Source organism: Klebsiella sp. 2680 (assembly GCF_900198535.1).
GTDB lineage: Bacteria > Pseudomonadota > Gammaproteobacteria > Enterobacterales > Enterobacteriaceae > Klebsiella > Klebsiella indica.
Genome location: NZ_FZNJ01000003.1, coordinates 470,865 through 492,168, shown reverse-complemented (window position 1 = coordinate 492,168; position 21,304 = coordinate 470,865). Strand labels below are relative to the sequence as shown.

18 protein-coding genes, 1 tRNA gene and 1 pseudogene are annotated in these 21,304 nt (G+C 50.0%); 7 read left to right on the top strand and 13 right to left on the bottom strand.

Annotated elements, in window-relative coordinates; translation table 11 throughout:
* Nucleotides 1-35: 35 nt before the first annotated feature.
* The 5 genes from arcC to ygeW all read right to left on the bottom strand — a co-directional run bounded on the left by arcC (nucleotide 36) and on the right by ygeW (nucleotide 6,343).
* Entirely contained in the window at nucleotides 36-968 is a 933-nt protein-coding gene (arcC, locus tag FN037_RS15485) for a carbamate kinase (protein ID WP_138360758.1), read from the bottom strand.
* A gap of 10 nt (nucleotides 969-978) precedes the next feature.
* Nucleotides 979-2,370 carry a dihydropyrimidinase gene (gene hydA / locus FN037_RS15480; RefSeq protein ID WP_142502636.1) on the bottom strand — a complete coding sequence of 464 codons (1,392 nt, stop codon included), beginning with the start codon at nucleotides 2,368-2,370 and terminating at the stop codon, nucleotides 979-981.
* Nucleotides 2,371-2,627: 257 nt separating this feature from the next.
* Complete coding sequence (locus tag FN037_RS15475) at nucleotides 2,628-3,839, bottom strand: YgeY family selenium metabolism-linked hydrolase (RefSeq protein ID WP_138360756.1); 1,212 nt, start codon at nucleotides 3,837-3,839, stop codon at nucleotides 2,628-2,630.
* 57 nt (nucleotides 3,840-3,896) lie between these two features.
* Nucleotides 3,897-5,093, bottom strand: a complete 1,197-nt coding sequence (dpaL, locus tag FN037_RS15470; RefSeq protein WP_138360755.1) for a diaminopropionate ammonia-lyase — start codon at nucleotides 5,091-5,093, stop codon at nucleotides 3,897-3,899.
* Between the two features lie 62 nt (nucleotides 5,094-5,155).
* On the bottom strand, nucleotides 5,156-6,343 hold the full coding sequence (gene ygeW / locus FN037_RS15465) for a knotted carbamoyltransferase YgeW (protein ID WP_138360754.1): 1,188 nt from the start codon (nucleotides 6,341-6,343) through the stop codon (nucleotides 5,156-5,158).
* A gap of 465 nt (nucleotides 6,344-6,808) precedes the next feature.
* Here ygeW and FN037_RS15460 point away from each other — a divergent pair, with 465 nt between their 5' ends.
* Nucleotides 6,809-8,587, top strand: coding sequence for a sigma-54 interaction domain-containing protein (locus FN037_RS15460; RefSeq protein WP_142502635.1), 1,779 nt, complete (start codon nucleotides 6,809-6,811; stop codon nucleotides 8,585-8,587).
* Between the two features lie 31 nt (nucleotides 8,588-8,618).
* On the opposite strand, the gene xdhC is transcribed toward FN037_RS15460, so the two are convergent.
* The 3 genes from xdhC to xdhA are packed head-to-tail and all read right to left on the bottom strand — an operon-like array spanning nucleotide 8,619 to nucleotide 12,281.
* The gene (gene xdhC, locus FN037_RS15455) at nucleotides 8,619-9,098 is read right to left on the bottom strand and encodes a xanthine dehydrogenase iron sulfur-binding subunit XdhC (RefSeq protein ID WP_138360840.1); all 480 of its coding nucleotides are present in this window, start codon (nucleotides 9,096-9,098) and stop codon (nucleotides 8,619-8,621) included.
* Nucleotides 9,095-9,973: a xanthine dehydrogenase FAD-binding subunit XdhB gene (gene xdhB, locus FN037_RS15450; RefSeq protein ID WP_138360752.1), complete on the bottom strand. Its 879-nt coding sequence runs from the start codon at nucleotides 9,971-9,973 to the stop codon at nucleotides 9,095-9,097. The genes xdhC and xdhB overlap by 4 nt, the downstream gene beginning before the upstream one ends.
* A 4-nt stretch (nucleotides 9,974-9,977) precedes the next feature.
* Nucleotides 9,978-12,281 (bottom strand): xanthine dehydrogenase molybdenum-binding subunit XdhA, encoded by a 2,304-nt coding sequence (gene xdhA, locus FN037_RS15445; RefSeq protein WP_142502634.1) that lies wholly within the window; start codon nucleotides 12,279-12,281, stop codon nucleotides 9,978-9,980.
* A gap of 374 nt (nucleotides 12,282-12,655) precedes the next feature.
* On the opposite strand from xdhA, the gene actS reads away from it, so the two are divergent.
* The 3 genes and pseudogenes from actS to FN037_RS24630 all read left to right on the top strand — a co-directional run.
* Nucleotides 12,656-13,381, top strand: coding sequence for an amidase activator ActS (gene actS, locus FN037_RS15440; protein WP_142502633.1), 726 nt, complete (start codon nucleotides 12,656-12,658; stop codon nucleotides 13,379-13,381).
* Nucleotides 13,382-13,461: 80 nt separating this feature from the next.
* Nucleotides 13,462-13,535, top strand: a tRNA-Gly gene (locus FN037_RS15435).
* A 97-nt stretch (nucleotides 13,536-13,632) separates the two neighbouring features.
* A pseudogene (locus FN037_RS24630) lies at nucleotides 13,633-13,894 on the top strand (integrase); the annotation flags it as partial.
* A 59-nt stretch (nucleotides 13,895-13,953) separates the two neighbouring features.
* Here the strand turns inward: FN037_RS24630 and FN037_RS15425 are convergent.
* From FN037_RS15425 to FN037_RS15405, 5 genes are all read right to left on the bottom strand, one after another.
* Nucleotides 13,954-14,733 (bottom strand): HAD-IIB family hydrolase, encoded by a 780-nt coding sequence (locus tag FN037_RS15425; protein WP_138360749.1) that lies wholly within the window; start codon nucleotides 14,731-14,733, stop codon nucleotides 13,954-13,956.
* A gap of 314 nt (nucleotides 14,734-15,047) precedes the next feature.
* Nucleotides 15,048-15,767 carry an alpha/beta hydrolase gene (locus FN037_RS15420; protein ID WP_312845807.1) on the bottom strand — a complete coding sequence of 240 codons (720 nt, stop codon included), beginning with the start codon at nucleotides 15,765-15,767 and terminating at the stop codon, nucleotides 15,048-15,050.
* On the bottom strand, nucleotides 15,728-15,973 hold the full coding sequence (locus FN037_RS15415; RefSeq protein WP_142502631.1) for a hypothetical protein: 246 nt from the start codon (nucleotides 15,971-15,973) through the stop codon (nucleotides 15,728-15,730). Before FN037_RS15415 ends, FN037_RS15420 begins: the two co-directional genes overlap by 40 nt.
* A 46-nt stretch (nucleotides 15,974-16,019) precedes the next feature.
* A complete protein-coding gene (locus FN037_RS15410; protein ID WP_142502630.1) occupies nucleotides 16,020-16,886 on the bottom strand; it encodes an MBL fold metallo-hydrolase in 867 nt (288 codons plus the stop codon).
* Nucleotides 16,887-16,972: 86 nt separating this feature from the next.
* A complete protein-coding gene (locus FN037_RS15405) occupies nucleotides 16,973-18,331 on the bottom strand; it encodes an MFS transporter (protein WP_142502629.1) in 1,359 nt (452 codons plus the stop codon).
* A 1,378-nt stretch (nucleotides 18,332-19,709) separates the two neighbouring features.
* Here FN037_RS15405 and FN037_RS15400 point away from each other — a divergent pair.
* The 3 genes from FN037_RS15400 to FN037_RS15390 all read left to right on the top strand — a co-directional run bounded on the left by FN037_RS15400 (nucleotide 19,710) and on the right by FN037_RS15390 (nucleotide 21,299).
* On the top strand, nucleotides 19,710-20,213 hold the full coding sequence (locus FN037_RS15400; RefSeq protein WP_142502628.1) for a LysR substrate-binding domain-containing protein: 504 nt from the start codon (nucleotides 19,710-19,712) through the stop codon (nucleotides 20,211-20,213).
* Between the two features lie 331 nt (nucleotides 20,214-20,544).
* Nucleotides 20,545-20,757 carry a Flp family type IVb pilin gene (locus FN037_RS15395; protein ID WP_138360206.1) on the top strand — a complete coding sequence of 71 codons (213 nt, stop codon included), beginning with the start codon at nucleotides 20,545-20,547 and terminating at the stop codon, nucleotides 20,755-20,757.
* A 2-nt stretch (nucleotides 20,758-20,759) separates the two neighbouring features.
* Entirely contained in the window at nucleotides 20,760-21,299 is a 540-nt protein-coding gene (locus FN037_RS15390) for a prepilin peptidase (RefSeq protein WP_138360205.1), read from the top strand.
* Nucleotides 21,300-21,304: the final 5 nt, after the last annotated feature.

Here is a 21,304-nt window from a genome sequence, read left to right as displayed (position 1 = left end):
GTGGAGCGTATGCCGGATGGCGCTGTATTGTCCGGCTACTGGCAGATCACGGTGCCGGTTTTTCCTTCAATGCCTTCTTTCGCTTTGCTCAAGACGGTAATCAGCGCTTCCCGTCCAGGCCGGGAACGGGCGAATGACACGGCGGCTTCAACTTTCGGCAGCATGGAGCCTTTGGCGAAATGGCCTTCGTTGATAAAGCGATCGGCATCGTTTAATGACAGACGATCCAGCCATTGCTCATTTTCTTTACCGAAGTTAATCGCCACTTTTTCCACTGCCGTCAAAATGATGAGCATATCTGCATCGATCATTTCGGCGAGCCGGGCGCTGGCCCAGTCCTTGTCGATAACCGCGCTGGCGCCTCGCAGATGGTTGCCTTCACGGATCACGGGAATACCACCGCCGCCGACGGTAATGACTAACTGTCCGGCCTCGACCAGCGCCTTGACGGTCTCTTTTTCGATAATGTCTATTGGTTTGGGAGAGGCGACAACGCGGCGGTAGCCGCGACCGGCATCTTCTTTCAGCGTATAACCCTGTTTCTCCAGCAATTCGGCTTCTTGCCGGGTGAAGAAAGAACCAATGGGTTTGGTTGGATTAAGAAAGGCAGGATCGCTGGCGTCAACTTCCACTTGCGTGACCAGTGTCACCACCGGCATTTGTATGCCGCGTGATAACAGTTCTTCGCGCAGCGCGTTTTGCAGATCGTAACCAATATAACCCTGGCTTAATGCCACACACACTGACATCGGCAGCATTGGCGTATGGGCTGCGGTTTTCGCCGCCGCTTCAAAGGCCAGGTTGATCATCCCCACCTGCGGACCGTTACCGTGCGTGACCACCAGTTGATGGCCCTGGGCGATTAAATCCACGATCGCCTGAGAGGTCATTTTAACGGCCTGCATTTGCCCGGCCAGATCCTCGCCCAGCGCATTCCCGCCCAGCGCGAGAACAATTTTCTTACTCATTTTTCCTCACTTATTCAGTGTGATTACGATGGCTAAACGGCTTGCGTCTCAGGAAGCGACCCCGGCCCGCTCTGGCGTTAAACTCCCCCTGACAAAACAGGGTTTCGCCGCGTGAAAGGGTTCTGACGATAGCCCCGGTACAGCGGAATCCCTCCCAGGGAGAGTAGTCGCCGTTATCATGCTGTTCGGCATGGCGAATTTCCGTTGTCTGATGCGGATCGATAATCACCACATCGCCATCGGAGCCTGGCGCCAGCCGCCCTTTCTGCGGCCACAGGCCGAACAGTTTCGCGGGTAGGGCGCTGGTCATATTGACAAAGCGTTGTGGCGTAATGCGCTCAGTTATCACGGCGCTGGAAAAGAGCAGCAGCAGCCGGTTTTCTACGCCGGGCAGCCCATTTGGGCAGCGGTTGAAATCGCCGCCGGAGAGCTGTTGGCGCTGCGCCATTGAAAAATTGCAGTGATCGGTGGCGACCACATCAATCGTGCCGTCGCTGATACCGCACCAGAGTTTGTCCTGCTCGCGGACATTGCGCAGCGGAGGGCTGAGAATGAAGTTCAGTCCTTCCGGTGTGTTATAGCGACGCTCGTCCAGCAGTAGATACTGAGGACAGGTTTCTACCCATACCGGCTGGTGTCTGGATTTCGCCAGACGTAAATAATCCAGCCCTAAGCCGTTGGAGAGATGGACGATATACAGAGGTGCATTGCCGGCGAGCTGCGCAAGATTGATCATCCTGGCAATGGCTTCGGCTTCGCACTCCAGGGGGCGACTCAGGGCGTGATAGCGCGGCGCAGTGAGTCCTGCGGCAAGAAACTCGGCGCGTTTGCAGGCGATGGCGGCATCATTTTCTGGATGGACCGTTGTCAGCGCGCCAGAGAGATGCAGACGGCGCAGTGCCTGCAATACATCATCATCGTTAAGCTTGTATTGATATGTCAGATACAGCTTAAAGCTACTGATCCCCTCTTCAACCATCATCGGAATTTCATCAAGAATGGCGTGGTTGATATGCTGAATGACCCCGTGAAAGCTATAGTCGATGACGGCTTTATGCGCGGCGTAACCGTGATAAACCCCCAGCTGATGGCGCAACTGGCATCCCGTCGGGCCAAATCCCATATGATCGATGATGGTTGTTGTACCGCCGCATGCTGCTGCGCGGGTACCGGTAAAAAAATCATCACAACTGCGGGCAATACCGGCGTCAATGTTAAAATGAGTGTGTACATCCACGCCGCCGGGCATGACGTAGCAGTCTGTCGCGTCGATAATCTCGCAGGGAAGCTGCGGAATAATATCGTCGTCCAGTTGGCGAACAATGCCGTTCTCTATCAGCAAATCTTGTCTTGTCTGAGCATCGGCATTAACGACAATGCCGTTTTTAATCAGCACGCGCATAGCGGACTCCAGAATCGCCTCCGGCGAAGAGCCCATCCCGGCAGGATGTTTTCATTTGCCATTCTGGTCATGGGCTGTGCCCGTACAAAACGCGTTGCGTTTTGAAGGCACTTTAGGCGTGGCACCGAAGGGGCGAGTGATGCGAATAATCCTCACGTACAGCGTGTACGTTCCGGTTTCTGCGCACTGTCGGTATCCTACTGGCCACGCTAATGATGCCTGCGGAGACAAGCTCTAAGCGGAGGTGCGGTTAATGATTATTCCGTTGCCAGCCAGCTCAGCGGAATGGCGGCGTACATGGCGGCACAGGTAACCAGATGCGATTTCCAGGTTTTCTCATTTGGCGCGTGGGCCTCCGGCTCTTTGCCCGGGCCGAAGCCGATTACCGGGATGCCGTGGCGGCCCATGATCGAGACGCCGTTTGTGGAGAAGGTCCACTTATCGACCACCGGCGTTTTGCCAAACAGCCCTTCGTAAGCGCTGACCAGCGCTTTCACGGTGAAGTGATCCTCTTCCACTTTCCAGGTCGGGAAGTAGCATTCGGTCGGGTAGACCAGGCCGGTCCAGGAGGGGCGATCGTAGTGGTACAGAGAAACGGCTGCATTGGCTTTCTTCACTGCCGGCAGGGCGCGGATCTCTTCCAGCGCGCCTTCCCAGGTTTCTCCCCAGGTCAGACGACGGTCAATAGAGACGGCGCAACTGTCCGCTACGGCGCAACGGCTGGGCGAGGTGAAGAAGATTTCGGAAACGGTCAGAGTGCCTTTGCCGAGAAACGGATCGTAGGCCAGACGTTGTGATAACTCCTGCAATTCGTTAAGGATCGGCCCCATTTTAAAGATCGCGTTATCGCCGCGCTCCGGTGCGGAACCGTGGCAACTGACGCCCTGGACATCAATACGGATTTCCATACGCCCGCGGTGCCCACGATACACCCGGCAGTCGGTCGGTTCGGTACTGACGACAAATTCCGGCCGAATACCGGATTGCTCAATAATGTACTGCCAGCACAGGCCGTCGCAGTCTTCTTCCTGTACCGTACCGGTGACCAGCAGCGTGTAGTCATCTTCCAGACCGAGATCCTTAATGATCTTTCCGGCGTAAACCATTGATGCCATGCCGCCTTCCTGATCGGAGGTGCCGCGTCCGCCGATCAGCTCATCGGTTTCCATTCCTTCATAGGGATCAAAATTCCAGTTTTTAATATTACCGATCCCAACGGTATCAATATGTGCGTCCATTGCAACCAGACGCGGCCCGTGACCGATATAACCCAAAATATTACCCATCGGATCGATCTCGACTTTATCGAAACCGACTTTTTCCATTTCTTGTTTGATCCGATGAACCACGCGCTTTTCATCGCAGCTTTCGCTGGGAATGGCGATCATATCGCGCAGGAAGCGCGTCATATCGTCTTTGTAGTGGTTTGCTTTTTCCAGAATCAGTTTAAATGGAATGTTCTTAGCCATTGTTTATCTCCAGTTTTAACCCCCGCGTCTTCTGGGAGCCTTTGTCAATAAAGGGAACTACGGTGCGACGGGATGTTTGCCTTCCCAGACCACTTCGCGGTAGTGCTTGATATCGGTATCGCCTTCGGTACTGATAAGCAGCACCACGGCGTCGTTATTCAGCGCCAGTTTTTCCATTAAGGCCTGACGCTGCGGGTGATAGTGAATGGCGGCCAGTACGCCCAGCCCGACGGCTCCTGACTCACCGGAGATGACTCTCGGGTCGTCGCCATAGGGATTTCCCAGTACGCGCATACCCAGCGCGGCGACGCTGTCCTGGCAGGAGATAAACTGTGTGGCGCAGTTGCGCAGAATTTCCCAGCCGAGCGGATTAGGTTCGCCACAGGCCAGACCGGCCATGATGGTCGCCATATCGCCGTCGACATTGACGATGTCGCCTTTAATGCCCGAGCGGTAAATGCAGTCGGCTTTGTCCGGTTCGACGATAATGCTGCGCAGGTTCTGCGGGCCATAGACATCGACCAGATAGCCCAGCACGCCGCCTGCCATTGCGCCGACGCCAGCCTGCAACAGTACGTGGGTCGGAACGACGCCCAGTTCACGCATTTGCTCCACGGCTTCATCGGCTAGCGTGGCGTAGCCCTGCATGATCCAGGTGGGGATTTTGGTGTAGCCTTCCCAGGCGGTATCCTGTACCACTTCCCAACCGTTCTGTTGCGCATGCTGAATGGTCAGACGGACCGTATCGTCATAGTTCATATCAGTGACGATGCACTCCGCGCCAAGATTGAGAATGGCGTCGACCCGCTCCTGGGCAGAGCCTTTCGGCATATAAATCACCGCGTTTTGCCCTAGTTGTTGCGCAGCCCACGCAATGCCCCGGCCGTGGTTGCCATCGGTGGTCGTCGCGAAGGTCATCTTCTCGTCAATGGCGTTTTTAAGCTGCGAGAACGAAAGGGTATTGATGTCAAGCTGGTATTTTTCACACAGCAGACGGGCGGTGGCATAAACGCCGCCGAGCATCTTGAAGGCGTTCAGTCCAAAGCGTTTCGATTCATCTTTAACGAGAATTTTCTTTACGCCAAACAGGCTGGCGAGACTGTCCAGTGCGCAGAGCGGCGTCGGACGATAACCGGTAATTTTTTGGTGGAACAGGCGAGCCTGTTTCGCCTGCCGTTGCGAGAACAGCGCGGACGTTTTACCGCTGTAAAAGCGATTGTCGGCGATATCAATTTTCAATGAGAAAACGGACATATTCTATCCTTCTCCTTGTTGCCTCCGGAAACGGAGGGCCGACCGGAAGGTCGGCCTGGGGGTTATTTGATGCGCTGTTGCGCTTCTTTCAGCAGTTGTTCCAGCAGGATGCCGGGCTTCGCGTATTTGCGAGAGAGGATCATTGCGGCGATGATGTATGGCTTCCAGCTGGCCTCCTTGTAAGTGGCGATACGGTATTTTTCGAATACCCCTTCGGTGACTTCCCCTTCCTCACAGGAGACGCCGCTGATATCCGCCGGCAGGCAGTGCATATACAGCGCATTTCCGTTGCGCGTGAGCTGCATCATCTCTTCGGTGCAGTGCCAGTCCTTATGCTTCGCATTCTGCTCCAGACACTTCCTTTCCAGGGCTTTCAGGGCCGCGTGATCGTTGGCGCGCAGGAGTTTGGTCCGTTCTTCCATAACTTTATAGGGCGCCCATGACTTCGGATAGACGATGTCTGCGTCTTTGAATGCATCTTCCATGCTGGTGACCTGGCGGAAGCTGCCGCCGGAAGCATTGGCATTGTTTTTGGCAACTTCGATAACATCGGGGATCAGGTCATAGCCTTCCGGATGCGCCAGGGTCACCTCCATGCCGAAACGGGTCATCAGGCCGATAATGCCCTGGGGCACAGAGAGCGGTTTACCGTAGCTCGGTGAATAAGCCCAGGTCATGGCGATTTTCTTACCTTTCAGATTCTGCAGCGAACCAAAATGCTCGCGCAGCCAGGCCAGATCGGCCATTGCCTGGGTCGGATGGTCGATATCGCATTGCAGGTTGACTAACGCCGGACGCTGGGGCAAAACACCTTGTTTATAACCGTCATCAAGCGCGGCGCCGACTTCACGCATATAGGCGTTCCCCGCGCCAAGATACATGTCGTCGCGGATACCAATTGCGTCGGCGCAGAAGGCGATCATATTGGCCGTTTCGCGGACCGTTTCGCCGTGGGCGATTTGCGATTTACCTTCATCAAGATCTTGCTGGGCCAGGCCAAGCAGGTTAAGAGCAGAGGCATAAGAGAAGCGGGTTCGGGTGGAATTATCGCGGAAAACGGAAATCCCTAATCCACTATTGAAGACTTTGGTCGCGATATTCTCGGCGCGTAGCATCTTCAGTGCGGCGGCAACATCAAGGACTTGTTGTAGTTCATCCGTTGTCTGTTCCCACGTTAATAAAAAATCCTTCTCGTGAAGGTGCGAAGTCAGCGAATTGATATCCTTTATCAGCTCATTAACAGTTTTCATTGTAAAGTCCCGGTAGTGGAATAACGGCAAGGTGGCTTAATTGCTATGACTGCGCGATATCACAGCGATACCATCACCTAACAATAACTGTGCCAGAATTAATCCAGTGCTGCGGGGATATTATTTCAGAACGGTTATTTGTGGCGGCGATCACACATCATCGCTCTTTTTTCTGCGGATTATCGGACGTAAACGTTTGGCTTTTTAAACGTCATTTTTTATGGTGAGAAATAGAATGAAAATAAGGCATCGAAGAACAGAGTAGATAGCCATATTGATAAAATTGTTGGGTCGATTCTCATATTGATATGAAAATGTGACATCTCTTCCATAATGAGGATGGGAAAATGATAAAGAGTCCTGTTTTTATCAAAGCAATATTTTCCTGGGTTAGTATTATTAACCCCTGATAAACATCAATATTATAAATGATCAACTACTTAAGTGATGCCGGAAGGTGAGTCTATGGTGCTTGCAACGACGCAATCCGTTTTGATGCAAATTCAACCGACTATTCAGCGTTTTGCCAGAATGCTTGCCAGTGTATTGCAACTGGAGGTGGAGATCGTCGATGAAAATCTGTGCCGCGTTGCGGGCACAGGCACCTACGGTAAATTCCTCGGTCGTCAATTGAGCAGCAATTCAAGGTTATTACGTTATGTTCTGGAAACGCAAAAGGAAAAGGTGGTGACGCACTCTCGTCACGATCCTCTTTGCGAAGGATGTGACTGCAAAGATAATTGTCGCGAGAAAGCATTTCTGGGAACACCGGTTATTTTACAGAATCGTTGTGTTGGCGTAATCAGTTTGCTTGCCGTCACGCATGAACAGCAGGAACATATTAACGATAATCTGCGGGAGTTTTCCGATTACGTTCGGCATATATCAACCATTTTTGTTTCGAAACTTCTTCAGGATCAAGGTGGCGGCGAGGGGATCAGTAAAATATTCTCGATCATGATCGAAAATATGGATCAAGGCGTGCTGGTCATCGATGAAGACAGCCGTGTGCAGTTCGCCAATCAAACGGCCCTGAAAATTCTTGGGGTTATGAATAACACCATGACGGGAAAATCCGTTCGCTTCAGGCCGCTAACGTTTGAAAGCAATTTCACTCATGGGCATATGCAACATATTGTCTCCTGGGATGATAAAAATGAACTGATTATCGGCCAGTTACATAATATTCAAGGGCGGCAATTATTCCTGATGGCCTTTCATCAGTCGCATACCAGTACCGCCGTATCGCTGGCAACCGACGAACCGCATATTGAGCAACTGGTCGGTGAATGCCGGGTGATGCGTCAGCTTAAGCGACTGATTAGCCGCATTGCTCCCAGTCCTTCCAGCGTGATGATCGTTGGCGAAAGCGGTACCGGGAAAGAGGTTGTCGCCCGGGCGATCCACAAGCTGAGCGAGCGTAAAAACAAACCCTTTATCGCCATTAACTGCGCTGCGATCCCAGAACAACTGCTGGAAAGTGAACTGTTTGGTTATGTGAAAGGGGCTTTTACCGGCGCGTCTGCTAACGGTAAAACCGGCCTGATTCAGGCCGCTAATAGCGGGACGCTGTTTCTCGATGAGATTGGCGATATGCCGCTGATGCTGCAGGCGAAATTGTTGCGCGCGATTGAAGCGAGGGAAATTTTACCCCTTGGTGCCAGCAGTCCGGTGCAGGTGGATATCCGAATTATTTCCGCTACCAATCAAAATCTGGGGCAGTTCATTGCAGAAGGTAAATTTCGCGAAGATCTTTTCTACAGGCTTAACGTGATTCCATTAACCTTGCCGCCCCTGCGTGAACGTCAGGATGATATTGAACTGCTGGTGCATTACTTTCTGCATCTGCATACCCGTCGGCTTGGGTTGGTGTATCCCGGCATCGCTCCGGATGTGGTGACTTTGCTAAAGCGTCATCGCTGGCCGGGCAATCTGCGGGAGTTGAGTAATTTGATGGAGTATCTGGTTAACGTCGTGCCCTCTGGTGAGGTGATTGATAGCGCGCTGCTGCCGCCGAATTTGCTTCACAATGATAAAATGCCAGGGTGCGATGACGAACCCGTTAACATATTGCCTCCTCAGGCCGAGGACGCTGGCGGTACCGCGCTTGAAGAGATGGAGAAACAGATGATCCGCGAGGCGCTGTCACGGCATCACAATAAAAAGCAGGCGGCGGACGAACTGGGTATTGGCATCGCCACGCTCTATCGCAAGATTAAAAAATACGAATTAATGAATATCTGACTGGCCTGAATTCAGGCCGGTCAGATGCGGTTTATTCCGGCGTCTCGCAGGCACGTACTGCGTTGAGGATCATCTGATAGCCAGTACAACGGCACAGATTTCCCGCCAGCCCCCGACGTATCTCCAGTATGGTCATTGGCTGGTTACGGGGTTTTGCAAGCATGGCCGTGGTGGCCATAATGAGCCCCGGCGTGCAGAATCCGCACTGTACGGCGCCTGATTCGGCATAAGCCCTCTGCACGTGCGATAGTTGACCGTTCTGTGATTCCCCCTCCAGCGTGCGAATCTCTTTACCCGCGGCCCAGACGGCGAGATACAGGCAGCTGTCTATGGCGGTACCATCAACCAGGACGGTACAGGCACCACACTCTCCGACGCAGCAGCCGTGCTTTACGCTCAACAGCCCTTGTTCGCGTAGCAGTTCGGAGAGCGGCATGCCCGGAGGGACGCTTAGTTGAAAATCCATGCCGTTGATCTGGCATGCGAGGGTGATTCTGTCGGTGTGATTCATTGCCATTCTCCTCCTGCCTTGATAGCGGCTTCGCTGACCACTTTTTGAGTCATCGTCTGGATAAGATGTAGACGAAATGCTTTGCTGGCACGCCACGAGGATCGCGGTGCGACATCATGTAAAACCGCTTCGCTAACCGTCTCCAGCGTTTGTTGGGTTAACGGGGCATTTTGCACACTCTGTTCCGCGTGGGGGCAGCGGATCGGCGTCGGAGCGGCGACCCCGAAAGCCAGCCGAAGCTCGCGAATATGGCCATCCTCCAGAGTACAGCGCGCGGCGCAGCCAATAGTGGAAATATCCATGGCGTCGCGCATCGCGTATTTATAGTGGGCGCTACCGGTATCGGTGGCAGGCTGGGCAGGAAAATGAAACGCCACCACCAGTTCGTTGTGTGCAAGAGAAACCTTTCCTGGGCCAGTGTGAAAGCCGTTGATGGGCATAAAACGCACCCCGTCGGGAGAATGGATTTCGAGGGTCGCTTCGTAAATCAGCGTAGGCGTCGCCGAATCGGCGCTGGTTGCGCCGTTGCAAATATTGCCCCCATAGGTGGCGACGTTGCGAATTTGCGGCCCGGCAATCGACGCGGCAGCGGCGCTGAGTGCTGGAAGATGGTGCTGGATCAAGGGAGTGTTGATCAGTTCGCAGAAGGTGGTGGCGGAACCAATGCGTATTCCTCCATGATCCGCGAGGGTAATGCCGCGTAGTTCCGCTAATCCATTGATATCCACAATATGGCGATAACGGGCGTTATGATGATGAAGCTGAATTAATACATCTGTACCACCCGCGAGTAGTTTGGCCTGCGGATTGTTCGTCAGCAGCGTGATGGCCCCGTCGATATCCGTGGCGCGGTGGTAGGTCGCGATATCAAACATAGTCTTATCCTTTAATCAAACCCGCGTCGTGAAATGCGGTGAACAGCCGTTTTGGCGTCAGCGGCAGCGTATCGATCGCCACGCCCGTCGCCATTTTGACCGCATTGCGAATGGCGGCCGCAACGGGAATGATTGGCGGCTCTCCAAGTGATTTATGGCCATAGGCGGATTGCGGCTCCAGCGTTTCGACGAAAGCCCCCTCCAGTTCCGGGAGATCGAGCATGGTGGGTATTTTGTAATCCAGCAGATTGGGGTTGCGTATGACGCCGCTGTCAGCGTCGATAATCATCTCTTCAAACAGCGCCCAGCCAATACCCATCCCCATTCCGCCATGCACCTGACCTTCCGCCAGCAGAGGGTTCAGAATATGACCGGAATCATGAACGTTGAGGATGCGGTTGATGGTGACTTTGCAAAGTGCGATATCAACGTTCAGATCGACAAAAGTGCAGCCGAAGGCCGGAGGATTGGTGGTGGTTTTTACGGAACTTTCCGCTGAGAGCTGCCCGCCGCGTTCAGGATGATAAAACGCATCCATGGCCAGCTCTTTCAGCGACAGCAACGGGATTGCAGGGCGATCGATAAGGACGATATTGCCGTCGATCAGCGTCAGGTTTATGGCCGACTGATGCAGCATAGTCGAGGCCTGGGCAAGGATTTTCTCTTTTAACAGCAGTGCCGCTTTGCGCAGCGCGGGCGCGGTAGTATAGCTTTGCCGCGAAGCGAATGCGCCAGGATCGAATGGTGTGACATCGGTATCCTGGGTTGAAATTACGTGTACGTTGCTTACTGCGACACCAACCGTCTCTGCTACCATCTGTGCAAATACGGTATCGGCGCCCTGACCAATTTCGGTGGCGCCGCTTTGCACATTAATTGTACCGTCCTGATTCATCAGCAGGCGAACGCCGGCGATTTCGACCCCTACCGGCCAGGTGTTGGAGGTATAGCTGAAGCAGGCGACGCCGACGCCCCGGCGGATATTGCCTTGCTGATGGCGACACGCCTCGCGGCGTTTATCCCAGTCAAACAGTTTGCGGCCTTTTTGCAGACATTCTGGCAACCCGGCGCTGTAGATAATTTTCCCGGTGAGCGGGTTAGCGTCACCTTCGCGGGCGGCGTTACATAAGCGGACGTCCACCGGATCGAGCTCCAGCGCGGTAGCGGCATCATCGATCATTGCTTCTAGCGCGAAGACCACCTGCGGAGCGCCGTAACCGCGCATGGCGCCTGCTGTGGGAAGGTTGGTGTAGCAGGTTGTTGAACGGTATCTGTAAGCGCTACGCGGATAGAGATATGCCACTTTATTGCCGCCGGCTGAGGCGATGGAGTGACCATGCGAGCTGTAAGCGCCAGTATTTGACAGAACATCGAGACTATAGCCTTGTAAAGTGCCGTCGCGATTGATACCCATTCGGCCATTGATAGTAAAAGCGTGGCGGGTACGGGAAGCAAGAAAGCACTCTTCGCGACTCAGCGATACTTTCACCGGAATACCGCCAAGTTTGCTGGTCAGAAATGCCGCCATCGGCTCTTCCAGCACGTCCTGCTTATTGCCGAAACCGCCGCCGACATACGGTTTGATGATCCGCACATGCGACCACGGAATACCGAGCGCCTGACCGACAACCCGGCGCACGATATGCGGGATCTGCGTGCTGGTGATGATGGAGATGCGGGAATCCTCTTCCATCCAGGCAAAGGAGGTGACGCTTTCCATATGGCAATGCTGGATAACCGGGGTTTGATAATGCCCCTGAATCTGCAGGTCTGCGGTTTCTATCGCCTGGGTAACGTTGCCTGCATTCATTTCGCTCTGTTTGAGCAGATTGCCCTCCGGATGGATTTTGACCGCACCCGGCGCCAGCGCGGCCTCCGGCGTCGTTATTACGGGCAGTGGCTGCCAGTCGACGTTGACCAACAGGGCCGCTTTCTCGGCGGTAAGCTCATCTCGTGCCACGACAATCGCCACCGCGTCGCCATGATGACGGACGTGACGGGTTAACAGGTAGCGGTCGGCAATATCGCGTTTACCTTCGTCCAGCGTCCAGGCATGCCCGGCAGTGGCAAACGCAATATCTGGCACGTCTTCCCAGGTAAACACCGCCAGTACGCCTGGCAGCTTTTTGGCCTCGCTGCAATCAATGTTATTGGCATAACCGTGAGCAATAGGGCTGCGGACATATTTGGCATAACACATCCCTGCCATAACGTAATCGTCGGTGTATCTGGCACGCCCGGTCACTTTGGCAATGGCATCCACACGCATGCATGATTCACCGGTTGCGGTCGCTTCTCGCGATTCCATAATCGTCCCCTCTGAAATGAAGATTTGGCATGTATGCCAATACCTGAAACAGGCAAGAATTACGCCAGAAGCGGAAATCTCGGGCGAGGTAACATGGAAGTGTGATGACGTTAAAAAATGTGGCGCATATGACGGGGCAGGGGAGAAAAGCGGGCCGAATGCGGTATATCATTATGAGCCTAATTAAATCATTATGATACACAGTGCATTAGGCGATAAACTCTGGCCGGTATCGGCAAATGTCCTCGCGCGGATGGATATCATCACTTTAATACTTCCGGTGGCGGTGTCGCGATTGGGTATCCTCCGGCTGACTGGTATGATGATTGTTCTGATTGTTGAGGTGGCGGTTTGTGTTGAGTGCAGGATGCCTGATGGGTAAACGCTTTTATATCACGATAATATTGATGAGCAGCCTGATCGTTGCGGGGTGTTCCAGTTCATCTGGTTCCGGCTCCATATATACCGTGAAGCGTGGCGATACGCTGTATGCGATTTCACGTGCTACGGGCACCAGCGTCAGGGATCTCGCCCGACTTAACAATATTTCGCCTCCCTATATCATTGAAGTCGGACAGAAGCTGAAGCTGAACAGTCGTTCAGGGGCCACGACGAAAGGACATTCATCCACTAAGAAGCCGTCAACCAGCCGCACCGCTACCGTGACGCCTTCCTCACAGGTTCCGCAATCATCCTGGCCGCCGGTGGGACAACGCTGCTGGCGCTGGCCAACCAGCGGTAAAGTTGTGTTGCCGTATTCCACCCGCGATGGCGGTAATAAAGGTATTGATATTGCTGGCCGGCGCGGCCAGCCGATCTACGCCGCAGGCGCGGGCAAAGTGGTATACGTGGGTAATCAACTGCGCGGCTACGGTAATCTGATTATGATTAAACATGGCGAGGACTATATCAGCGCCTATGCGCATAACGATAAGATGATGGTGAATAACGGGCAGAACGTGAAGATTGGCCAGCAGATCGCCACAATGGGCAGCACGGATGCGGACTCCGTGCGTCTGCATTTCCAGATTCGCTACCGAGCGACGGCGATCGACCCACTGCGTTATTTACCACCGCAGGGCAGTAAACCTAAGTGCTAACAGGTTATTTTATCGGCAGTTAGCGCAGTTCAGGCTTGTCAGCCGATGTGTAAGGTCTATAATGGCCCACGCACTTCCTCGCGGGCGTAGTTCAATGGTAGAACGAGAGCTTCCCAAGCTCTATACGAGGGTTCGATTCCCTTCGCCCGCTCCAGACATCTTCTTAAAGTATTCCTGTTTACTGAATCCTAAGGGATGCAGCTTTAAGCCTCCTGATAGTTTTATTCACTGTAACCCTGTAGTGACCAGGCAGCATTAGCTGCGCTAGCCTCTTTGAGCAGTACGAAGCGGAAAACGCTCCATACTAGAAGCCAACCACCTTAGGGGAAAACCAATCATCTCACGCTGAGTTAATCGAAATATTCGACTATCTGGGTCTCAATGCTGACGCCAAAAGGGTAACCCGCGCTGATTGATGTGCTCAGGGTTCGTTATGTTCTCCAGCAGTTACCGAAGAACCGCAAGCAGCGCTTTAAGGGTAAACCGTTAGTTGACCTGCTGGCTCGTGAGGATTACCGATATAGCTGGATGGGGTTAACTTAAAGTTTACTTAACCAGTTAATATCCCCTTATTATCTGGAAGCGATTATCGCATCTGCAATTTCTACAAAACCAGCGCCACCTGGCCCACAGGTAATCCACTGCGGAGGTTGCGGGATTTGATCCAGGTAGTCTGTTACTGTGCTCACTCCAACCGTATGTTCAAAGAATGAAAACATCGGCGCGTCATTCGTCGAGTCGCCGCTATACAGTATGGCGGAGCGATCGAAATCTATGTCAAGCGCGTAAAAATCCCTGAGTATTCGCCGGGCCATAGATAACTTGTCATATTTCCCAAGCCAGCCAAGAATCCAGAGATTATTTACAGTGGTTGCCGCACCTGCTTGTACTAATGCGTCAAGTATTAATGAACAAAGCCGATCTTCTTGCGGTTTAGAAAAGGCAATTGAGGTCATTCTGAACGGTTGATCGTCGGCAAAGCGGGCGGCAACAATTTCCCTTTTTATCTGTTCCCCAATCAGCTTCAGGCGTTCAGCAACCTCAGAATGTTTCTCTTTATCATGCCAAAAAAAGTGTTCGATTCCGTGGCCGTCATTTTTTCTTCTGAAAAATATGCCGCCATTTTCACCAATGACGCCATCAACTGGCCACATCCGCGCCATCTGATCGCACCAGCCTGCGGGCGCGGCTGTGACTGGTATCACTTTAACCCCCGCTTTTTGCAACCTTTCCAGCGCCGTATAGGTTTCAGCTGACAGCCGTCCTCTATAGGTTAGCGTGTCATCGAGGTCTGTGAGTACAAAACGCACATGCTTAAAATGTGTAAAATCTGTAGAACAAATCTGTTTCATAAGCAAACTCGAGTAAGTATTGTAGATACCATAATCTTCCATGATTAAATAGTTTATGACTTTTTTAAAGTTCAAATCGTGCTAAGTTATAATCTGTATTGTGTTGTTAATAATTGAAATTTTATTTCATATCGATGTTTTTAACTGATGATTTTTTTGTTTATAAACTATTTATCCGCTTGCCTGGAGAGATAAGCTAGTGAAGAATATTAAAGATGATTGTCTGCGCGTTATTTTTATATGGAAATATAAAATCATACGAATGCTAGCTAAGCTAATAATGGAAGCAGCATCTCTGTTATTAAATGATTATTTTATTTTGCACGTAACTGTCGATTAAAAAATCCCAGTGAAATTTGTTGTGTTTCCGGTTGAAAAAACTCTGGCGTACCGTGTCCTCCATTTTTGACGACATAGAAATCTACGCGATATTCTAACCCAGCGCGACAAATGTCATTATAGATATCTTCACTAATCGTTAGTGGTACCAGAGGATCGTTATCACCATGCATAATCAATACCGGGGCCATCTCATGATTAATGAAATATTTTACACAGGCCTCCTTTGCACGTTCTTTCATTATCGCGGGGTCGCCTCCCAGTAATGCACCAGCATGAGTATCCTCAATTTTTTTCCAGCGGTGGCCTGGATTACGCATCTGAATTTCATCGTTTTCCATCAGGGTTACAATATCTGCCGGCCCGAAGAGATCGTAAGCTGCCTGTACTTTTGATGAAAATCCCGCCCATTCGTCGGTATCGTAACTTTCGGTATTCATTGCCGCCATTAAACTTAAATGTCCCCCCGCAGAACGCCCCATTACACCTATATATTGCGGATCAATATCATATTCCCCGGCATGGGCACGTAAGAAACGCAGCACGGTTTTAACATCTTTTAATTGCTCGGGATAATGTGCCTGATGACTGCCACGATAATACATTGATGCAACGATGTAACCAGCCTCGACCAGATACTGAACTTCCGCCACCATCATATTTTTATCGACGCCGCGAAATCCACCTCCGGGAATCCAGAGGATAGCCTGACGAGCTGATTTTTTTCTTCTTGATATTCGCTTCCTGAGGCCGCTTTCATTTCACTATTACCGTTCTGTGACATAATCGACAACTTCAGTTCCAGAGGATTACCATTTAGAACATGGGAATGGGAATAAATAATATTATCAATAAAGTTGATGCTTTTGCGGGTTCTGCCGGGTTCAATAAAATATTTCATCAGTAAATACCTCTGGTTACGAATAACGCTCTTAGTACGGTAAATATCAATCTTCCATCATTTTAAGTAAATCATCACGTTTTTTATCCAGATATAATGACCATGCCTTTTTATCTATAAAAGGATTTACGCCTGGATCAGCAAGCATTTGCTGACGTTTGGCTAACAGATCAATATTAACAGTGTGATTTGCCATAAAAATATCAACGGGTTCATTGCGCACTTTTTCAAGTGAATGAAGGTACTGCTGACGCAGAGTCAGCTGTGGGTCGCCATACTCTTCAAGAAATTCTTTCTGTAATGTATTGAAACCAAACCCACCGTAATAGCCTACTCGCCTGGTATGATCGCCATCAGTCACATCAAAAAAGCAGGCGATACATCCCTCAGTATGCCCCGGAACGAGCACAAATTTTACGGTAATATGACCGAACTGGAGCACATCTCCATCATTGATTTCAACATCAATCAGGCATAATTCATCTTCGATACTGGCACAGTCTTGAATAAAGACGAACTCGGGCTTAGTTCTGAACATTTCAGCATCTGGCGCTCCCGGATAGATTTTAGTATCAAACATCCTTTTGAAAAAATTAGCCGCACCAATATGCTCTACATGACCATGCGATAGTATCAGCCAGCGGACATCGGAAGGATTAAATCCCGCGGCCCAGATCGCATGAATCAGCATTGCAGTCGCACCAGTATTGCCTGCATCAAATAAAATGAGCCCGTCTCCGGTATCCACAATATGTGCGCAAACCCAGCTGTCACCGACATAATACAAATTCCCATAAATCTGAAAGGGAGATATATAGCGGCTTTCCTGGTTAACCCAGTATTTCCCCATCAATTCAGCTTTCTTTCTCTCTTTACGTTGCAGGTATGCTGCATAGTCACTTTTGGCCGTCATAGTTTGTTCTCCCCTGCATATCGTTATCACGATCGACAGTATAAAAATTTTAGCACCGGTTGATAGATAAACACCGATGCCGCGGCTTATTCTTTCACTGGTTCAGAGGCCGATACCGAGATTTCCTCGTTCGGATCTACCTCAATACGTTTAATTGGCCAGACAATAACCAGGTAGCTAAGTAAAGCGAGGAGGGCATGTGCTGATACAAATATAAGCGCCCAGGTAAAACTTCCTGTGTAATTTACTATGTAGCCAATCACAATTGGCGTTACGATCGTTGAGATATTGCTGAACGCATTGAAAATACCGCCAGCGGTGCTGATGATTTTCTTCGGCGCAACATCGGTAAGAATTACCCAACCCAGCGTTGAACAACCTTTGCCAAAATACGCGAGCGTCATCAGTGCTACCACTAAATAGATAGAATCAACGTAGTTACAGAAAAACATAGAGAATGAACAGAGCATACCGATATAGATAGGCGTTTTTCTGGAAATGGTGAGGGAAGATGTTTTCCTCATTAGGAAATCGGAGAGCGCGCCGCTGGAAAGACCGCCAACAAATGCTCCGAAAGCCGGGATCGCAACCAGAATACCGGTAGCTTTAATATCAATTCCCCGTTCCGTCATCAAATACATAGGGAACCAGGAGAGGAAGAATAACGCCAGACAGTTAAAGCAATACTGGCTGATGAAAATGCCAATAGTCTGCCTGTTGGTGATGAAGGCTTTGATGTCAGTCCACTCAACAACCTTCTGAGCTTTCTTTTCTTTCTTCTTAATATCCATATCCGGCAGGCCACCGCCTTCACGGATATAATCAAGCTCCGCCTGATTCACTTTCGGATGATGTGCCGGAGCGGGGGTAGATTTGTAAAAAAGCCAGGCAATCAGCAACTCAAGTATGCCAATAACAAAGAACAATTTCTGGAAGTTATATGCGCTGGCGAACCACGCGAAAAACGGCACAAACACGAATACCGCCATATACTGTGCCGCCCCGGCCAGACTTCCTGCTAAGCCTTTCTCTTTCAGCGGGCACCATGTGGTGATCACCCTTATAAAAGCAGGCACCCCCGGCGTTTCCAGAAACCCAATGACTCCGCGCAGGATACAGAAAGAAATCAGCACCCACACTCCGGAATAGAACGTGACAAACCCTTGTAGGATATTCACGATAGCCATCCCGACAAAGGACAGGGTAACTATTTTACGTGAGCCAAACCTGTCAAGCAGCCAGCCACCGGGAATCTGACAGGCAACGTAGACGATAGCGAAACAACTAAAAATCCAACCCAGTGTCGCCGGGGAGATATCCAGAGCATGCATTAATGGTTTGGCAATTGTTGGCAAAAGGTTTCTGTCAGCAAATAAAATTATACCGGTAATAAGCACCATCAAGATGACATAAAACCGGACATTGGTACGTTTTTCATTATTCATCTTTAATTTCGTCGTTGGTTAATTGAATATTTATTAGGGTACTGTAATTTTTTTCGCAGAACTGACGCGGATACTCTATAAATCAAGCGGCCGAATCTGGTATGTTTAACATATCTGCTTCATTACAACTACAACGTCTGACACCCCCCGTTTACATCATAAAGAAAAGTTACATGCGCTCACTCGTTAATTTTATTTACTCAGTGTAGTGCGCCATTAAAAATAAGATTATGGGAAATTAGCTTAATCGTTATTTTTAGTTTTGTGCTAATGCCCAAAGTGATATGACATTAATCCAAAAAAATAAAATAAAACTATTTAATTAAATGTATAGTGAAAAGCTATTAATATTAACAATCATAATAAATTCATTGGCAACTTTTTCTCAGCGCCACTCCTAATAGAAAAATATATCGCCGAAAAAACGGATGGTTGAATGTTTATTAGAATTGTTTAAGAGTCTGTCCCATTAGAGCTATTTTATTTGTCATTTTGAATCAGGGCCGCGCTCAAAATCCTCACGTACTTAGTGTACGCTCCGGTTTTTCCGCGCTGTCCGTGTTCAAACTGCCTGCAACAATAACGTCTGGTGAGAACGGTTCTAAATGAGTAAATTCAAAAATATGTTTTAGAAAAAACTATTTATGCTGTTCCCAACAATGAGAGATATCCAATGGGCTTCGCCGGAGGGATGCCTTTGGCTGATGAAATTTGTTCCCTGCAGATATATCTCTCTTGCCGTGTGACAGTTTTTTTGTCCTGAATAGTGGACGCAAGGAATTATTAGAAGACCGGTTTTTGTCATTTACTGGCTTAGAATACCTAAGAAAATACTCTGATGCCAGAAGATAAAAATACCAGAGAATAGAATGGCCTGTTCATTATTCTATGACTTTCCCGGCATATGGGGATAATAGTGATAGCAGCTCTGCCTGAAATATTCATAGTCAATTCAGAAAATCGCGCAGATCTCCCAGCCATATTATGTTATCCGTAGCGGCCGCGCGATGGCCATAGCCGATGTCGGATACGGCATATTCCACGCAGCGCCTGTAGACAATAATAGCCAGGTAAAATGCTGAAAACCGCCACAGGATAGTCTGACTACAGCGGCAAGTCTTGTCGCGGCATCAGGCGTTGAATAGGTATAAGATCCGACAGGATCGGTTTCCGTAAATTCTGTTCCTGGCTTTCCCTGCAACTGGGTCAATGCATGTTTGCCGACCACGCCTGATCCAGGCCTTCGGCTCAACCAAACCGTCAGAAGTTGCGTGACGGTATAGTTCCAGATAAACGCCGTGCAGCATACTCCAGTCTGTACTGGTGTCAAGTCGGGATCTTTACCGATAGCAGACTGCGCTAATCCAACATGTGAAAGATCAAAATACGCAATGAATACGATCTTGTCTGTTGCCGTAAGCCACTGGTGATCCCAGAGGGGTGGGATTTTACGCCCTGCGTGAATGATAAGTTAATCGTGGTATGTTCGCAGGGACATTTTCTGGCTGGTGACAGCATGGCTAAATTGGATGCATTGCAATCGGCGACTTGGTTGATGGCTCTGGTCGGGACGCTCGCGCGTCAGCATTTTGAAGAAATGATGACTCGTCTGCAGTGGCCGCAGGTTAGACGATTCCATATTATTTCAAGGGAAATGATTATTATCATGTCTATTATGAAACAGGCAAAACTGCTCGCGCTGCTACCACGAAGTATTATCACGCCGTGGCTTGAAAATAGCTTCTTTGCTGAGTTGAATACCTGTATCCATATCCCTCTCGACGATATTGGCTTTCTGAATAAGCGAAAGGATTATTCAGACTCAACAAATCTACTGACCAATTACATGCTGGATATGTTTAGTTGCTCTGTCTCCTGTTGATTGACATACCGCGTGTTACCCGAAGTACTATAATAATTATATGGATTGCCATAGCCAGATTGCTGATATCTAATGATCTGATTAATAATGATTTTTTATCAACAATGTCTGCATTGTCGCTGCGATGAACATAACGCCTCAGTGCAGGCAGACACATTCGGCACATACGATAATCGCTCTGACAAAGCCTGTTTTTACAGGCAATTGCGCCCGCCTTCAAGATTAAAAAAAGTTAATATAAATCTTCTTGCTGTTAATGATAATAACTCTCATTATGATGTCAGGTATCCGATTGCCCGTTCTAAATAACCATTATTAGTAAGGGAAAAAAATGAAAAACTGCAACGCAAAGTTGAAGGCTTTTTTTCGCGATGAAAGCGGGGTGACTGCCATTGAGTACGGCATCCTGGCGGCAGCGATGGCGGCGGCTATTGGCGCAATTTTTGGCGATGACGGGGTTTTCGTCAGAGCATTGAATGAGAAATTCAGAGAGATTGCCGATCAGATTACGGGATCGGGCACTTCTGGCTCAACCTCCGGCTAGACATGACTGATCTGGGACACGGCGCACAAATACTGTTTCTTTCTGGTTGTCTGTTATGGTGTTCATTTAGCGATTTACTTGAACGACGTATCCCTAACCGCGCAGTCGTGTTAATACTGCTTGGCTGGGTGGGAACCCGTATCTGGCAAGTCAGCATCGCCGGTGTGCCGATGATGATGATGCTGCGTGATTTGCCAGGCTCCGGGTTGGTTTTTATCGTGGGTTTTTTATTATTCCTCACGGGAAGACTGGGGGCCGGAGACGTCAAATTGATGGGCGTATTGTGCCTTTGGGTGGGTTACGGTCAGCAAACCGTTTTTGTCATGGTGACAGCACTGGTTGGCGGTATTTTGGCGTTAACTTTACCTCTGCTAAATATGTTTCCTGTCATATTGTCTTCAGGTATTGGTTTTATTAATGAAAAATTAAAGACACAACTCGCCATGCCGCCAGTATTAGCCCCTGAGCTTTCTCAGGGAATACCCTATGGGATCGCGATAGCTTCCGGGGCAGCCTATATTCTGATTTGGCCATATATCTAAACTAT

Coding starts and splice junctions, on each gene's coding strand:
- arcC (WP_138360758.1), bottom strand. CDS start 968: ATGAGTAAGAAAATTGTTCTCGCGCTGGGCGGGAATGCGCTGGGCGAG.
- hydA (WP_142502636.1), bottom strand. CDS start 2,370: ATGCGCGTGCTGATTAAAAACGGCATTGTCGTTAATGCCGATGCTCAG.
- FN037_RS15475 (WP_138360756.1), bottom strand. CDS start 3,839: ATGGCTAAGAACATTCCATTTAAACTGATTCTGGAAAAAGCAAACCAC.
- dpaL (WP_138360755.1), bottom strand. CDS start 5,093: ATGTCCGTTTTCTCATTGAAAATTGATATCGCCGACAATCGCTTTTAC.
- ygeW (WP_138360754.1), bottom strand. CDS start 6,343: ATGAAAACTGTTAATGAGCTGATAAAGGATATCAATTCGCTGACTTCG.
- FN037_RS15460 (WP_142502635.1), top strand. CDS start 6,809: ATGGTGCTTGCAACGACGCAATCCGTTTTGATGCAAATTCAACCGACT.
- xdhC (WP_138360840.1), bottom strand. CDS start 9,098: ATGAATCACACCGACAGAATCACCCTCGCATGCCAGATCAACGGCATG.
- xdhB (WP_138360752.1), bottom strand. CDS start 9,973: ATGTTTGATATCGCGACCTACCACCGCGCCACGGATATCGACGGGGCC.
- xdhA (WP_142502634.1), bottom strand. CDS start 12,281: ATGGAATCGCGAGAAGCGACCGCAACCGGTGAATCATGCATGCGTGTG.
- actS (WP_142502633.1), top strand. CDS start 12,656: ATGGGTAAACGCTTTTATATCACGATAATATTGATGAGCAGCCTGATC.
- FN037_RS15425 (WP_138360749.1), bottom strand. CDS start 14,733: ATGAAACAGATTTGTTCTACAGATTTTACACATTTTAAGCATGTGCGT.
- FN037_RS15415 (WP_142502631.1), bottom strand. CDS start 15,973: ATGAAATATTTTATTGAACCCGGCAGAACCCGCAAAAGCATCAACTTT.
- FN037_RS15410 (WP_142502630.1), bottom strand. CDS start 16,886: ATGACGGCCAAAAGTGACTATGCAGCATACCTGCAACGTAAAGAGAGA.
- FN037_RS15405 (WP_142502629.1), bottom strand. CDS start 18,331: ATGAATAATGAAAAACGTACCAATGTCCGGTTTTATGTCATCTTGATG.
- FN037_RS15395 (WP_138360206.1), top strand. CDS start 20,545: ATGAAAAACTGCAACGCAAAGTTGAAGGCTTTTTTTCGCGATGAAAGC.
- FN037_RS15390 (WP_138360205.1), top strand. CDS start 20,760: ATGACTGATCTGGGACACGGCGCACAAATACTGTTTCTTTCTGGTTGT.